Annotated in this window: 15 protein-coding genes; 5 read left to right on the top strand and 10 right to left on the bottom strand. The window is 28.4% G+C overall.

Features of this window, described 5'->3' with window-relative positions:
• Nucleotides 1-10: 10 nt before the first annotated feature.
• The 3 genes from motA to WC168_RS03985 are packed head-to-tail and all read left to right on the top strand — an operon-like array spanning nucleotide 11 to nucleotide 1,941.
• Nucleotides 11-763, top strand: a complete 753-nt coding sequence (gene motA / locus WC168_RS03995) for a flagellar motor stator protein MotA (RefSeq protein WP_066352535.1) — start codon at nucleotides 11-13, stop codon at nucleotides 761-763.
• An 8-nt stretch (nucleotides 764-771) separates the two neighbouring features.
• The gene (motB, locus tag WC168_RS03990; RefSeq protein WP_372617675.1) at nucleotides 772-1,512 is read left to right on the top strand and encodes a flagellar motor protein MotB; all 741 of its coding nucleotides are present in this window, start codon (nucleotides 772-774) and stop codon (nucleotides 1,510-1,512) included.
• 9 nt (nucleotides 1,513-1,521) lie between these two features.
• Nucleotides 1,522-1,941, top strand: a complete 420-nt coding sequence (locus WC168_RS03985) for a hypothetical protein (protein WP_066162533.1) — start codon at nucleotides 1,522-1,524, stop codon at nucleotides 1,939-1,941.
• On the opposite strand, the gene WC168_RS03980 is transcribed toward WC168_RS03985, so the two are convergent.
• Genes WC168_RS03980 through yajC form a run of 4 tightly spaced genes read right to left on the bottom strand, consistent with a single transcriptional unit; the run spans nucleotide 1,934 to nucleotide 4,991 of the window.
• Complete coding sequence (locus tag WC168_RS03980) at nucleotides 1,934-2,134, bottom strand: hypothetical protein (RefSeq protein ID WP_066162536.1); 201 nt, start codon at nucleotides 2,132-2,134, stop codon at nucleotides 1,934-1,936. The two genes, WC168_RS03985 and WC168_RS03980, sit on opposite strands and share 8 nt — an antisense overlap.
• Nucleotides 2,135-2,137: 3 nt before the next feature.
• Nucleotides 2,138-3,106 (bottom strand): protein translocase subunit SecF, encoded by a 969-nt coding sequence (gene secF, locus WC168_RS03975; RefSeq protein ID WP_372617673.1) that lies wholly within the window; start codon nucleotides 3,104-3,106, stop codon nucleotides 2,138-2,140.
• A complete protein-coding gene (gene secD, locus WC168_RS03970) occupies nucleotides 3,106-4,671 on the bottom strand; it encodes a protein translocase subunit SecD (protein ID WP_372617671.1) in 1,566 nt (521 codons plus the stop codon). Before secD ends, secF begins: the two co-directional genes overlap by 1 nt.
• A 53-nt stretch (nucleotides 4,672-4,724) precedes the next feature.
• Complete coding sequence (yajC, locus tag WC168_RS03965; protein WP_066162545.1) at nucleotides 4,725-4,991, bottom strand: preprotein translocase subunit YajC; 267 nt, start codon at nucleotides 4,989-4,991, stop codon at nucleotides 4,725-4,727.
• A 28-nt stretch (nucleotides 4,992-5,019) separates the two neighbouring features.
• On the opposite strand from yajC, the gene WC168_RS03960 reads away from it, so the two are divergent.
• The gene (locus WC168_RS03960; protein ID WP_372617668.1) at nucleotides 5,020-6,264 is read left to right on the top strand and encodes an apolipoprotein N-acyltransferase; all 1,245 of its coding nucleotides are present in this window, start codon (nucleotides 5,020-5,022) and stop codon (nucleotides 6,262-6,264) included.
• On the opposite strand, the gene WC168_RS03955 is transcribed toward WC168_RS03960, so the two are convergent.
• A complete protein-coding gene (locus tag WC168_RS03955) occupies nucleotides 6,261-8,075 on the bottom strand; it encodes a DUF4105 domain-containing protein (RefSeq protein ID WP_372617666.1) in 1,815 nt (604 codons plus the stop codon). The genes WC168_RS03960 and WC168_RS03955 overlap by 4 nt on opposite strands.
• The gene (locus WC168_RS03950) at nucleotides 8,050-8,490 is read right to left on the bottom strand and encodes a DUF3015 family protein (protein ID WP_109065849.1); all 441 of its coding nucleotides are present in this window, start codon (nucleotides 8,488-8,490) and stop codon (nucleotides 8,050-8,052) included. Before WC168_RS03950 ends, WC168_RS03955 begins: the two co-directional genes overlap by 26 nt.
• A 163-nt stretch (nucleotides 8,491-8,653) precedes the next feature.
• Between WC168_RS03950 and WC168_RS03945 the strand changes: the two genes are divergently transcribed.
• A complete protein-coding gene (locus WC168_RS03945; RefSeq protein WP_372617664.1) occupies nucleotides 8,654-8,968 on the top strand; it encodes a TRL domain-containing protein in 315 nt (104 codons plus the stop codon).
• A gap of 29 nt (nucleotides 8,969-8,997) precedes the next feature.
• Here the strand turns inward: WC168_RS03945 and WC168_RS03940 are convergent, their stop codons facing one another.
• From WC168_RS03940 to hemA, 4 genes are read right to left on the bottom strand one after another with little or no spacing between them, the layout of a single operon-like run.
• Nucleotides 8,998-10,212: a CCA tRNA nucleotidyltransferase gene (locus WC168_RS03940; protein WP_372617662.1), complete on the bottom strand. Its 1,215-nt coding sequence runs from the start codon at nucleotides 10,210-10,212 to the stop codon at nucleotides 8,998-9,000.
• The gene (locus WC168_RS03935) at nucleotides 10,187-11,050 is read right to left on the bottom strand and encodes a mechanosensitive ion channel family protein (protein WP_372617660.1); all 864 of its coding nucleotides are present in this window, start codon (nucleotides 11,048-11,050) and stop codon (nucleotides 10,187-10,189) included. Before WC168_RS03935 ends, WC168_RS03940 begins: the two co-directional genes overlap by 26 nt.
• Nucleotides 11,051-11,060: 10 nt before the next feature.
• Nucleotides 11,061-12,764 carry a proline--tRNA ligase gene (locus WC168_RS03930; protein WP_372617658.1) on the bottom strand — a complete coding sequence of 568 codons (1,704 nt, stop codon included), beginning with the start codon at nucleotides 12,762-12,764 and terminating at the stop codon, nucleotides 11,061-11,063.
• Nucleotides 12,765-12,782: 18 nt separating this feature from the next.
• Nucleotides 12,783-14,075: a glutamyl-tRNA reductase gene (gene hemA / locus WC168_RS03925; protein ID WP_319086919.1), complete on the bottom strand. Its 1,293-nt coding sequence runs from the start codon at nucleotides 14,073-14,075 to the stop codon at nucleotides 12,783-12,785.

The raw sequence follows: 14,075 nt of genomic DNA, 5'->3' as shown, positions 1-14,075 counted from the left end.
AGGAAAATAAATGGATTTATCTGTACTAATTGGTTTAATAGGAGCTTTAACTTCTATCTCTGTTGGGGTTACTCTTGAGGGTGGAAATCCTGCTGGAGTTCTTCATATAGCATCTTTTATAATTGTTATTCCAACTGCTATGTTAGCTGCTGTTACAGCTACTGAAAGTTCTTTGGTAAAGGCTGCATTTAAGGAGTTTAAAACAATATTTAAAAAATCTCCTGTAAATTTTGAAGCTAGAATTGATGAGCTTGTTGAATATGCAATTACTGTAAAAAAACAGGGTGTTTTAGCATTAGAAAAAGATATTCAAAATATTGACCACGCATTTTTAAAAGAGGCTTTAAGTATGGTTGTTGATGGTAGTAAAGAGGAGCAACTAGAGGAGCAACTAGAACCTGTTATTGAAGCTACTGAAGAGTATTATCACGGGGCTAGTCACTTTTGGCTTCATGCAGGTGAAACTTCACCTACAATTGGTCTTGTTGGGGCTGTTTTTGGTCTTATTCTTGCTCTTCAACAACTTGACAATCCACCAGCAATGGCAGCTGGAATTGCTGGAGCATTTACAGCAACTGTTATGGGAATTGCTGGATCTTATATTTTCTTAGGACCTTGGGGAGTTAAATTAAAAGCAAAAGGGCATTTAGTAATAAAAGAGCAATACTTGATTTTGGCAGCTTGTAAAGCAATAGCAAGGGGAGATGCACCAGGTGAGCTTAAATTGAAGCTTACAAAAATGGTAACTCCTATGCCTCTTTAAGGATATAAATGGCTAAGAAAAAAAAGGTAGAGTGTCCAGCTGGTGAAAAATGGGCCGTGCCTTATGCTGACTTTTTGAGTCTTTTACTTGCACTTTTTATTGCACTTTATGCACTGGCTTCTATAAATATGGAGAAACAAAAAGCTTTAAAAGAGGAGTTTATAAAAATCTATAATTTTCCAACTGCAAATATTATAGAAGAAGAGACAAAAAAAGAGAAAGCTATGACTGATCAAGCTGATCCTGAAAATGTAGAGGGTAGAAAAGTTATTGTTCATACACTAGAGAATCAACAAGAAGCAGAACAAAATAGAAATAAAGGTGCAAATTTAATAGAGCTTCCAGATGGTTCTGTTTTAAGTGTTCCAGCTCATTTAGTTTTTGATAGTGGAAAAGCAGAAGCTAGTTCTATATTTGCAAAAGATTTCTTAGAAAATCTTGCAACTTTAATTCAAGCAATGCCTGAAGATACAGAAGTAAATGTAAAGGGTTATGCTGAGGATAGTGAAGTTAGAAACTCTAAATACAAAGATGCTCTTGATTTATCAACTGCAAGAGCTAATAATGTAATTAGAGAGCTTGTTAAATATAAAGTTAATCCTAAAAAACTATTCTCAAGTGGTTATGGAAGCAATAAAGAGTCAACTTTAAAAGATAAAAGAGTTGTTGTATTTGAGCTTAGAACTACAGGTGAACCAATATCTGAAGAGGATATGGATTTAGAATCAATCTTTAAAAAGATGAATTAATTTTTAAATATGAAGCAAAATAAGAAAGATGATTTTTTAGAAATAGAGGATAAAAAATCATCTTGTTGCTTTTTAAAGAGTATTCTAACTTTATCAAATTTGGCTAGTTTTGGCTCTTTAGCTACTCTTCTTTTTTTAATATTTTTTCAAATCTATACACTTTCAATTGGCTTTAGCAATTTTGCATATATATCTATAATTTTTAATATATTTTTTATAGTTATTGTTTTACAAAAGATTAAAGTTTTAAATTTTGAAATATTAACAAAGATTGTTAATCCTACATTGAAGTTTTTAATGTTTTTATATATTTTAAATGCTGTTTTATCACTATTTCTTGATGATATTTTATATAATTTTGTTATATCACCTTTAAATATATTTGGTGCATATTTTATATTTTTACTTCTAAAAAGAGACTCTATTTAATACCAAAAGCCTCTTTTATAGCCTCTCTTTTCTCTTTAATTGTTGAATTCTTTGGTGTTGTATCTACTTTTTTTTCAACAACTTCCTCTTTTTTTTCATCTTTTAAATTGATATTTTTTTCTAAAAAGAAGAGATATACTACTGCACAAAGTGTGATTAGTAATATTAAAAAAACTACTACTAATCTTTTCATTTGTTAAACTCTTCCTTGTTCATACATAGCTCTTAACTTCTCTTTCTCTTTTCTTTTTTGCTCTTTAATAGCCTCTTTACTTCTATAGTTATCAATTTTAAATCCTAAGAATTTTAAAAATGGAGAAACAACAAAAATTGAAGAGTAAGTTCCAATTATAATTCCTACAAAAAGTGTAAATGAGAATGGATAGATAATCTCTCCACCAAATAGAAGCATTGTAGCCACAACAAAAAGTGTTGTTGAAGATGTAAGAATCGTTCTTGACAGAGTTTGACTAACTGAGTTATTTATTAAAATATCTAAATCTTTCTCTTTACCATTTGTTAAATTCTCTCTTATTCTGTCATTTACAATAATCTTATCATTTATTGTATATCCAACAACTGTAAGAATTGCAGCTATCATATCAAGATTTACATCTATGCTAAATAGACTTATTAATCCTAAAGTTATAATAACATCATGAATAAGTCCAATAACTGTAGCAACAGCAAATCTCCACTCAAATCTAATAGCAATATAAATTAATAGTGTAACTAAGGCTAAAGATAGAGCCATAATACCTTTTTCTCTAAGCTCTGCTCCAACTTTTGCTCCAACCATATCAATTTTTCTAATCTCAAAATCTCCTGTTGGAACTAAAATTTTATTCATATCATCACTAATATCATTTGTAAGATCACTTGAACTTCCTGTAAATCTAATAATTACCTCGTTTTGTGCTCCAAACTCTGTCACACTCGAACTTGAATATCTTGTATCCTTTAAAACTTCTCTAATTTTATCAAGAGGTGCAGTTTGTTCATATTTAACTTGAACAGTAGTACCTCCTAAAAAATCAATTCCATAGTTTAAACCTTTTGTAAATAAAAGAACAAATGAAGCAACTATTAATATAGTTGATAATCCCAAAAATGAGATCTTTTTTGACATAAAATTATATGTTTTGTTGTTGTTAAAAATTTCCATTATGCCACTCCAAACCATTTTTTATTATTTTTATCTTTTGAAACCTTTGGTAAAAGTGCTTTATAAATACCATGAGTTCCAACAATTGATGTAAGCATTGAAGTTAATACTCCAATAGAAATAGTTACAGCAAAACCTTTTATTGCTCCACTTCCATAAGCATATAAAACAATTGCAACTAAAAGTGTTGTAACATTTGCATCAATAATAGCTCTTAGTGCATTTGAGTAACCATCTTCAATAGCTTTTTGCACACTAGCTCCTGCTCTTAAAGCCTCTCTTATTCTTTCATTTATAATAACATTTGAGTCAATTGCCATACCCATTGTTAAAATAATACCAGCCATTCCAGGAAGTGTTAATGTTGCTCCAAAAAGTGCAATTACAGCTAAAAGAATAAATATATTTGCAATTAAAGCAATATTTGCAATCATTCCAGCTCTTCTATAATATAGCACCATAAATAGAAAAATTAGAACTGTTCCAGATATTAAAGCAATCATAGATGCTTTTATACTATCAGCTCCAAGTGATGGTCCAACACTTCTTTTCTCTAGCATATTAATACTTGCAAGTAATGCTCCACTTCTTAGTGCAATAGCAACATTTCCAGCCTCTTGTACTGTAAATCCACCACTAATTTGTCCACTTCCACCACCAATTCTTTCGTTTATATTTGGCGCTGAGTAAACTTTTCCATCAAGTACAATTGCAAGTCTTTTTCCTACATTTTTTGCTGTAAAATCTGCAAAAATTCTAGCTCCACTTGAGTTTAGTGTAAAGTTAATAATTGGTTGATTTGATTGATTAAAAGCAACTTGAGCATCAACAATTTGGTTACCATCTAAAATTGGTATCTCTTTTACAAGATATTTTATATTTGGATTTTTTGTATCCTCTAAAATAATATCTCCATATAAAGATGCCTCTTTATTTGTCATTTTATAAACTTGATCTGCTCTATTTTCATCTATTGCCATAAGCTCAAGATTTGCTGGTTTTGAGATTAACTCTCTAGCATCTTTCTCTTGCTCTGCTGTTTTAATTCCTGGAAGTTGAACAATAATATCACTCTCACCTTGTCTTAAAACAGTTGGTTCACTAAGTCCAAATTGATCAAGTCTATTTCTAATAGTCTCAACAGCTTGTGCAACTGAGTAATCTTTTGTTTTAATTATCTCTTCTTGTGTTAGCTCTACTTTATACTCTAAATTATCTTTAGTAATTGATAGACCTTTTATCTCTTCAAGCATTTTATCCATTTTGGCAACATCATCTTTATCCAACAAAGAGAAAATAATATTGTCATTTACAACAGTTAATCCATCTATTAAAACCTCTTCATCATCTGTAAAGTGTTTTATAGCTGTTGCTATAGATCTCATTTTTGAAGTTACTGCTTCATGTGTATTTACACCTAAAAGCATATGAAGTCCACCTTGTAAATCAAGTCCTAGATTTACCTTTTTTCCAGACTCTGTTTGAAACAAAGATGGAAAAGAAAAAACAATTCCAAATATAAAAGCTACTAAAAAAATTGTTAGTTTAAAATTTAAAAATTTCAATATTTATCCTTAAAAGATTTTAAGATATGAAAACTCATATCTTAAAACTAAAATTATTCAGCTAAAAGTCTAGCTACGAACTCTTTTGCTAATTTCATCTCAGAGTTATCACTATTTTTTACAACAAAATATGTCTCTTCAACTTTTACAACCTCAACCATTAAGCCACCATTTGTTACAATCTTGTCACCTTTTTTAAGAGCCGCAATCATATCTTTATGAGCTTTAGCTTGTTTTTGTTGTGGTCTTATAATTAAGAAGTAGAATATTGCAAATAGTGCAACCAAAGGTAGTAATGATGTTAATAAATCACCTTGCATTTAATTTCCTTTTACGTAAGAGTCAGATATGTTTTTTTTAAAAACCCAATATTTTAGCAAAAAGATTATAATAGAGAGCTTGATTATTTCAACACTTTTAAGTGCTTTTATCTATTTAGCACACTTTAATATTGAGCTTAAAATAGTTGATTCTATTATTGCTGTTTTAGGAGTTTTTTTACTTTTAAAAGCTTCAAGAGCTGTTATGTTTTTTTCTGGATTTTTCATAGGAATATTTTGGTTTTGGTGGTTTGCTATTAGTTTGCAATACTATGATTTAAGCTATTTAGCTCCTATTATAATTTTTGGATTAGCTATATCATATGGAGTGTCATTTTTAGCTCTTGGAGTATTTAAGAATCTATATTTAAAAGCTATTTTAATATTTTTGTATCTATTTTTTGCACCTTTTGGATTTGATTGGTTAAAACTAAATTTAGTTTTTATAAACTCTTACTTCTCAAGCTCTTATTTGGCTTTTGCACTTATTTTAATTGCTTGTTTAATTGTTTTAGAGGCTAGATTAAAAAATTTAAGAGTAGTTGCGATTTTACCTTTGATTTTTGCACTAAATATTTTTGAAAAAGAGCATATTGTTGAAGATAGTGATATAAAAATATATTTAAGCCAATTTAATATAAGCCAAGATTTAAGATGGCAAAAAGAGAATTTTGCACAAATAAATAAAAAGATATTTGAAAAAATAGATTATGCAATAGAAAACAACTATGATGTAGTAGTTCTTCCTGAAACTATTTTTACTTTAGTTTTAAATGAAAACCATATTTTAATGGATAGATTACTAAATTTATCAAACAAAATTGATATTATTGCTGGATCTATTTATAAAGATGAATTTGGATATTTCAATGCTTCATATTTTTTTAGTAAAAACCAATTTGAAGTTGCAAAAAAAGTTGTGCTTGTTCCTTTTGGAGAGGAGATTCCATTGCCTAAATTTTTTGTTGATTTAATAAATAATTTGTTTTATGGAGGTGCTAGTGATTACTCAAAAGCCGATAAACCAACAGATTTTTTAATAAAAGATACTTTGTTTAGAAATGCTATTTGCTATGAAGGAACAAATAAAAAGATTTTTGAAAATCTAAATGGTGTTAAAAATATGATTATGATTTCAAATAACGCTTGGTTTACACCTTCACATGAACCAACACTTCAAGCTTTACTTTTAAAGTATTATGCAAAAAAATATGGTGTTATAATTTATCATGTAGCAAATGGAAGCAAGAATATGGTTATAAAACCTAATTAAGGTACAAAATAGAACATTAAACCAAATTTAAAAATATCTTGCTTTGATGCTAAATCATTGTTTTGATACTTTAAGCTCAAAGATAGATCTTTTATAAGTTTTATTGTAGAAAATGCTTCAAATTTTTTATTCTCAAAACCTTTATCATATTTTGCATATCTATAATCAACTCCTAGCTTTATATCTTTGAAGTAGTTTGTAACAGCTCCAACTCTAGCACCTATTGAGTAGTCTTGATTATCTGAAAGAAAATATGCATTAGTATCTAAAAGTGTATATAAAAATCCATACTCTTCTCCAAAAGTAGCACCAAAACTAGGATTTATTTTAAAAGAGTCTTTATCATCTATAAACTTCTCATATCCTGTATCTATAGTCCAAGTAAGTGGCTTGAAAATTTTATCTCTAGGAGAGAATGACTCTATTTTTAAAAGTGTTATCTTATCAACTTTTATATCTTCATCTTTTTTCTTTTGTAAACTAAACTCAAAAAAGTCTATATAAGCACCTTGCAAGTAACCATCTTCTAAATCGTAAATATTATGATAGGCTGGTTTAATTGTAAAATTAACACTATCATTTGTATCATAGTATAAAGAAGCTCTTGCAGAACCGTGAGATTGTAGAGGATTTGTTGGAGTTTGCATATCAAAAAAAGATGGTTTATTGTATTGGCTTCTTTGTTTTAAAATATTTAAATAGTTTTTTACATACTCATCTTTTTTTGTACCCTTTTCACTTCTTAAATATTGTGTATAGGCTATTTTAAAATCAAGATATGAAATTTTATCATCAAATGATAAATTATCATTTAGTGGTAGATTTTTGTTTATATAATCATCTATAAAATCTTTGTTTTCTATCTTTTCATTTAAAATATATTTCATTTTTTTAAGATTTGAGTATCTATAGTTTGAACCACTTATTAAACCATTTTTTTCAACTAGTTTAATAGTATCAAGAGGTATTGCTTTAAAAGTAAAATTATCTGTTAACTCTAAAGATGGTCTTGCAATTTCTAAAAGCCACAAAAGAGCATAAGAGCAGTTCTCTTTAAAGAAAAAATAATCAGCATATGAGTCTTTTAACTCCCATGCGTGAAGAACTAAAACATCTATCTCTTCTTGATTAAAATTTAAATCATACTCCCAAACATCTCTTTGCTCAATATTGTTATATGTTTTTAACTTCTCATAATATGGCAATATAGAGTATTGCCCTTCATATCCCCCAAAAACACCTTTAAAAGCAAAAACTAAACCATTTTTCTCATCTGTTTTTGCTGCATAGTTTAAAGCATTTGATAAAAGTGGTGCATCTTTTTTGCTTGATAGTTGTAAAAAAGTGTGCCCATACATAGATGCTGGTGAGTTTATATGAGAGCTTGGAAATACCAAAGTAATATGTTTAGCCTCTAACTCTTTTTTGTACTCATTTAACTCTTTACACTCATAATATTTTATTTGCTCTTTTAAATTTGGTATAGTTTTTTCCAACCAAGATACTCTTAGTGGAAATCTACACAAAACATCTTTTTCGCCACTTTTTAGTGCATCTATAGTTTCAAATAACTCCTCTTTTAAATCATATTTTCCATTTTTTGATATAAAAAAGTTAGTTGAATCTATTTCGCTACTACTTCCTTTGTAGTGAAGAAGTTTTTTAAAGTAGTTATCTTCATAAACTCTATTTTCTAAAATATACTCTTGAATTTGATCTGATGACTGTAGTGATAAAGTAAAAAAGCAACAAAATATAAAAATATTTGTTGCTTTTTTTAAAAAATTAGATAAGTTTTGCAATATTGTCAATAACTTCCGCTGAACTTACATTTTCACCTGAATAAATTGTAGTGAAATTTGCTTGTAATTTAGAAGCAAAAGTTGCTCTATCTTCAATGTTCATTAAAGTTGCAACAGTGTTTAAAGTCTCACCATTTCCAACTGAAATATCCATTGCTAATTCATCCATGTTTTCATTAATAAATCTGTGTAATTTATCATTTGATACAAATGATGCTGGTTGTTTACAATTTAATGTACCACTTGTAATACCAAATGTTTGGTTTCCAGAAGTTCCATTTGTTGTTGCTGCAAGAACTTGCATAATTGTTGTACTTTGGTCTTTAATAACTATTGTACCAAGTCCACACCCCGTATTTGTATTGTTTGCATATAATGAACTTGCCATTAAAACTGAAGCTGCCGCTAAAACTACTTTTTTCATATTTTCTCCTTTTTTAAAGTATTGAATCATATAAGATTTTTTCTTTACTACTTCTTATAAATTTTATTTTATATCTTAAATATTTTAAATTATCAAAGTATTAAGCTTTCATTAACTTTTAAATTTATAAAATCCAAATTTATTTTACATTTAAGGATTAAGCATGAAATTAAGTTTTTCAAAATTTAGATTAGCATTTGCTATTTTGGCTATTGCAATCTTAACTACAGGTTGTACATACAAAGGCTCTCAAAACTCAATAGTTGATATATCAAAAACTGATATGAGCACTATTAGCGAAATGAAATCTGGAGAATCTTGTGTTTCTAGTATTTTCTTTTTTATTCCAACTGGACTTGATGCCACTGCACAAAGTGCTGCAAAAAATGGTGGTATTAAAGAGATAAAATATCAAGAAATTCTTAGTAAAAATTATTTAATTTACAATGCTCACTGTATAAAAGTATATGGTAACTAATTAATTAACTAGCACTTTTAATAAAAGTGCTAGTTATATTTATTGAATATCTTTTCAATTATCTCATCTTTACTCATACCCTTTTCTATTTGCAGTTTTAAAGCAAAGTCTAAAATCTCTTTAAACTCTTTTGACTCTTTAAAACCCAAAGATATTAAATCTTTTCCTTGTACCAAAATTTTTAGAGGTTTATCAAAAATATCTAGTTTTTTAGATAGTTTTTCTATTTTTTTAATATCTTTTTTATCTAAACTCTTTTCAAGCAAAATCAAATCCTGCAACTTTAAAACCAAAGATAGTTTTTTTAACTCTTTTTCATCTAGTTTTGTTCTATTTTTGCAAAGAGTTAAAATATTTTTAATTAGATTTTTATCATCTGTAATATTTTGCAAAAAATTTAAAATATCATCTTCTTTTTGATTTTTTAAAATAAGTGAGAAAAATAGATATATTTTTCTAAACTCATCAAAACTGTTTTTGTTTAAATATTTTGCCAACTTATCAATAGCTTTATAAGAGGATTTAAAAGAGATAAAAAATATTTTAAACTCATCAAAAAGTTTCAAAGCAACACTTGGTTTTTTTGATTTTAGAAAAATCTTTTTAAACTCATCAAATACTCTTTGCTTTGGCAGATGCTCTAGCTCTTTATTTTCTACTATTTTTTTACAAAGTTTTTTTGTTTTTTTTGATATTTTGAAATTAAATCTTGAAGCAAAACCCAAAGCTCTATAGACTCTTAAACTATCTTCTATAAAAGTTTTATCATCTATATGTTTTATCTCTCTTTTTTTTAAATCTTTTATTCCACCAAATGGATCTAAAAATCTATTTTCAAAGTAGTCATAACCAATAGAGTTAATAGTAAAATCTCTTCTTCTACTAGCCTCTTTGTAGCTTAAATTTGAGTCTAAAATAATTTCAAAGTCCGTATGTTTAAAGCCAGTTTTTATTTCAGTTCTAGGAAGTGAAAAATCAAAATCTAAGTCATCTACACTTAGTTTTAGAACTCCAAATGATTTTCCAACAAGTTTTGGCTCTTTATATTTTGAGATAACACTTTTTAAACTATCTATTGAGTCTATATTATAAACTTCAATATCATAATCTTTAATCTCTTTATTTAAAAAACTATCTCTCACACAGCCACCCACAACAACAGGTTTGGCTTGTTTTGATTTTAAATCTTCAAAAATATTTTCTAATATTTTTGGTATTTTAATCTTTTTTATAGTGATGAACATCTTGTTGTGGATATGGAATCGTAATTCCCTCTTTGTCAAATACCAATTTGATATTTTCTATTAAGAAAAATCTAACTTCCCAATAATCAGGTGTATTAACCCAAGCTCTAACAACAAAATTTACAGAACTATCTGCAAGTTCCGAAACAGCAACTGTAATGCCTTTGTCAACTAATATTTTCTCATGTGATGTAAGAAGATTTGTTAATAAATCTTTTGCTTTTTTAATATCATCATCATAAGATATACCAACAACTAAATCTACTCTTCTTGTATCAAAAGCATTTACATTTGTAATCGAACCACTTGTAATTGAACTATTTGGCACAACAATTCTTTGATTATCTCCTGTTACAAAAACTGAGTTAAGAATACCAACTTCACTAACACTTCCAGTTACTCCACCAGCAGTTACAAAATCTCCGACTCTAAATGGTTTAAATATTATAATCATAACACCAGAAGCAAAATTTCCTAAAGAGTCTTTTAAAGCTAAACCAACAGCCAAACCAGCGGCTCCAAGTATTGCTAAAAACGATGTTGTAGTAATTCCAAGTTTATTTAAAGCGGCAAGAATAACAGCTGTGATTAAAGAATAATAAGCAATATTTTCCAAAAATTTAACTAAAATCTCATCAATTCCATCAATTTTTCTTAACAACTTACCTAAAACTTTAACAACTCTATTTACAATCCACTTTCCAACAAAAAATATTAAAAGTGCCAAAAAAATAGACCATGAGTACTCTAAAGCAGTATCTAATATATTTTGAGGAATAAAAGATAAAAAATCTTTTTTTATAATCTCAACACCATTTTCTATACTTGACATCTCCATAAAAAAACTCCTATTTTGTAAGTTCTAAAATTTTTGCAACAATTTCTTCTACTTTTACATCAACTTTTTCTAAAGTTTTTCTATTTACTAACTCAACTAAACCATCACTTAGTTTTTTTCCAATAATAACAGCATATGGGAAACCTAAAAGCTCAAAATCGCCCATTTTAAATCCAAATCTAGCATTTACTCTATCATCTAAAATAGTCTCAATTCCTAATTTTTTTAGGCTTTGATAAATATCTTCACCAACTTTTGCCTCATCTTCATTTTTTGAGTTTGAAACAATAATATCTACCATAAAAGGAGTTGTACTTTTTGTCCAGATACATCCTTTTTCATCATGATTTTGTTCAATAACAGCAGCAACTAATCTTGAAACTCCAATTCCATAACATCCCATAATAAATGGTTTTGCTTTTCCATTTTCATCTAAAAAGTTTGCATTCATAGCTTTTGAATATTTTGTTCCAAGTTGGAAAATATGTCCAGCTTCAATTCCTTTTGTATATGAGAGTTTTCCGCCACAACAAGAGCAAATATCTCCCTCTTGAACAGCTATTAAATCAGCATATTTTATATTTTCAATTGCAGTTAAATCAACATTTACCAAATGATAATTCTCTTCATTTGCTCCACACACCATAGCTTTTGAATCTTTTAACTCACTATCAACAACAAAAATTGTATCTTTTGGTAAATCAACTAATCCACAATATCCAGCAACTAAACCACTCTCTTTTATCTCATCTTCAACAGCATCAATAAGCTCCAAAGCATCTATACTATTTTGTGCTTTTGTCTCTTCAAGCTCATCACTTCCTCGCACAAAGAAAACTACAATTTTAGCTTTTTCTTTAAAAATTGCTTTTTTTATAACTGCTTTTATAGTTTGCTCTTTTTTTACATTTAAAAAATTTGCAAGATCTTCAATTGTTGTACAGTTTGGAGTCTCTACTTTTTTTAGATCCCCTGATTCAAAAACATATTTTTTTGCTTCTCTTTTAGCAGCTTCAATATTTGCAGCATAAGAGCAAGAGTCACAAACAACAATTGTATCCTCTCCACTATTTGCAAGAACATGAAACTCTTTACTTCCACTTCCTCCAATAGCTCCACTATCAGCCTCAACAACTCTAAAATCTAAACCTAATTTTGTATAGATTTTTTTATAAACCTCTTCCATAAGATTGAACTCTCTTACTAAATCATCTTCGCTAGAGTGAAAAGAGTAACCATCTTTCATTAAAAACTCTCTTCCTCTCATAAGTCCAAATCTAGGTCGTGCTTCATCTCTAAATTTTGTGTTGATTTGATACAAATGAAGTGGTAAATCTTTGTATGAAGTAACTCTATTTTTTACCATATTTACAACAGACTCTTCATTTGTTGGGCTTAAAACAAAACTTCCACCTTTTCTATCTTTAAATCTCAACATCTCACTTCCCATAGTAAGGTCTCTTCCTGACTCTTCCCAAAGTGTTAAAGGTGTTACAAATCCAAACTGAACCTCTAAAGCTCCTGCTTCATCCATCTCCTCTTTTACAATTTTCTTAATCTTTTCTAAAACAATTTTTCCTAATGGCATAAAATCATAAATTCCAGAACCATTTTGAGATATAAAACCACCTTTGATTAAATATTGATGAGATGGCAGTGTTGCATCACTTGGAGTCTCTTTTGTTGTTGGTATAAAAAGTTTGCTAAATTTCATCTAATTTTTTCCTATAATTTATATATTTTTATTTAAGTGTTCGCATTTTAAATCTATATCTTGCACATTTTGAGAAAACATATTTTGAACTGAACTTACAACTAAATCACAATGTTTTGTTCTTGATATAGTTTTAAGTTGTTTTGCTGGATTGTGTAGATATTCAGTTATAACTGTTTGACAAAGTTTTCTAATATTATCTTCATAATCTTTTGGCACATAACCTTTTTTTATAGCATTTTGAAGTTTTTTATCAATTATTTTTTCACCTTTTAGATACAAATCTTTAATTAGTGGCTCTAAATCTAAACTCTTTAGCCAATCAAAAAACTCTAAAGTTGATTGACCAACAATCGTATAAGCCTCTTTTGCTTGAGCTGATCTTTGTGTCATATTTGAGTTTACAATCTCTTGTAAATCATCAACACTGAAAATTTCTAAATCAAACATTGAGATATCCTCATCAATATCTCTTGGAACGGCAATATCAAACCAATATCTATTTACACTTGAGCTTGGAGTGTTATCTTGAGTAATTATTGGATATGGTGCACTAGTTGCTGTTATCATAACAGGCATAATCTCAAGAAGCTCCTCAAGTTTAGAGTAAGGCTCTACTTCTATATTCTCTTCAAAAGTTGAAGCTAGATTTTTAGCTTTTTTAATATCTCTGCTAACTATTGTAACGCTAAATCCTGAAGCTAAAAGATGTTTTACAGCCAATTCACTCATAGTTCCAGCACCAATTACAAGTGCTTTTACACCTTTTGTATCTCCAACTAGCTCTTTTGCTTTTGCAACAGCAGTTGAAGCAACAGATACAGAACCTGTTCCTAAACTTGTAGCAGTTCGCACCTGAGCAGCACACTTAAAAGCATAGTGCATAACTCTTGAAATACCTTGATCACAGTAATTTCTAACTTGTGAAAATCTAAAAGCATCTTTTAACTGTCCTACAATTTGAGTCTCACCAATTACCAGTGAATCAAGTGCTGATGCAACAGAAAACAGATGGTGAACTGCAACATCATTATCGTAAATATCAGCTCTATCGTATAAAAATTCATAATTTAATTTTGAATAATCTGCTAAGTTTTCAATTATATTTTTACTACTTTGTTTTACATTTGAACTTTTTACAATAATCTCAACTCTATTGCAAGTTGATAAAAGTACCAACTCTTTTGTAGATTCAAAATCCAAAAGTTTTTTTATAAATCTATCTTTCTCTTCATCACTATTAAATGCTAGTTTCTCTCTTTGTTTAATATCTAAATTTTTATGTGAAAAACTAATTACTAAATAACTCAT

The organism is Aliarcobacter sp. (assembly GCF_041672065.1).
GTDB lineage: Bacteria > Campylobacterota > Campylobacteria > Campylobacterales > Arcobacteraceae > Aliarcobacter > Aliarcobacter skirrowii.
Note: the sequence above shows the minus strand (reverse complement) of the source record. Positions and strands in the feature narration are given on the sequence as shown.

Bases quoted from the DNA above. Each gene is read 5' to 3' on its own strand.
- motA (WP_066352535.1), top strand. From the start codon at position 11: ATGGATTTATCTGTACTAATTGGTTTAATAGGAGCTTTAACTTCTATC.
- motB (WP_372617675.1), top strand. From the start codon at position 772: ATGGCTAAGAAAAAAAAGGTAGAGTGTCCAGCTGGTGAAAAATGGGCC.
- WC168_RS03985 (WP_066162533.1), top strand. From the start codon at position 1,522: ATGAAGCAAAATAAGAAAGATGATTTTTTAGAAATAGAGGATAAAAAA.
- WC168_RS03980 (WP_066162536.1), bottom strand. From the start codon at position 2,134: ATGAAAAGATTAGTAGTAGTTTTTTTAATATTACTAATCACACTTTGT.
- secF (WP_372617673.1), bottom strand. From the start codon at position 3,106: ATGGAAATTTTTAACAACAACAAAACATATAATTTTATGTCAAAAAAG.
- yajC (WP_066162545.1), bottom strand. From the start codon at position 4,991: ATGCAAGGTGATTTATTAACATCATTACTACCTTTGGTTGCACTATTT.
- WC168_RS03960 (WP_372617668.1), top strand. From the start codon at position 5,020: ATGTTTTTTTTAAAAACCCAATATTTTAGCAAAAAGATTATAATAGAG.
- WC168_RS03950 (WP_109065849.1), bottom strand. From the start codon at position 8,490: ATGAAAAAAGTAGTTTTAGCGGCAGCTTCAGTTTTAATGGCAAGTTCA.
- WC168_RS03945 (WP_372617664.1), top strand. From the start codon at position 8,654: ATGAAATTAAGTTTTTCAAAATTTAGATTAGCATTTGCTATTTTGGCT.
- WC168_RS03940 (WP_372617662.1), bottom strand. From the start codon at position 10,212: ATGTTCATCACTATAAAAAAGATTAAAATACCAAAAATATTAGAAAAT.
- WC168_RS03935 (WP_372617660.1), bottom strand. From the start codon at position 11,050: ATGGAGATGTCAAGTATAGAAAATGGTGTTGAGATTATAAAAAAAGAT.
- WC168_RS03930 (WP_372617658.1), bottom strand. From the start codon at position 12,764: ATGAAATTTAGCAAACTTTTTATACCAACAACAAAAGAGACTCCAAGT.
- hemA (WP_319086919.1), bottom strand. From the start codon at position 14,075: ATGAGTTATTTAGTAATTAGTTTTTCACATAAAAATTTAGATATTAAA.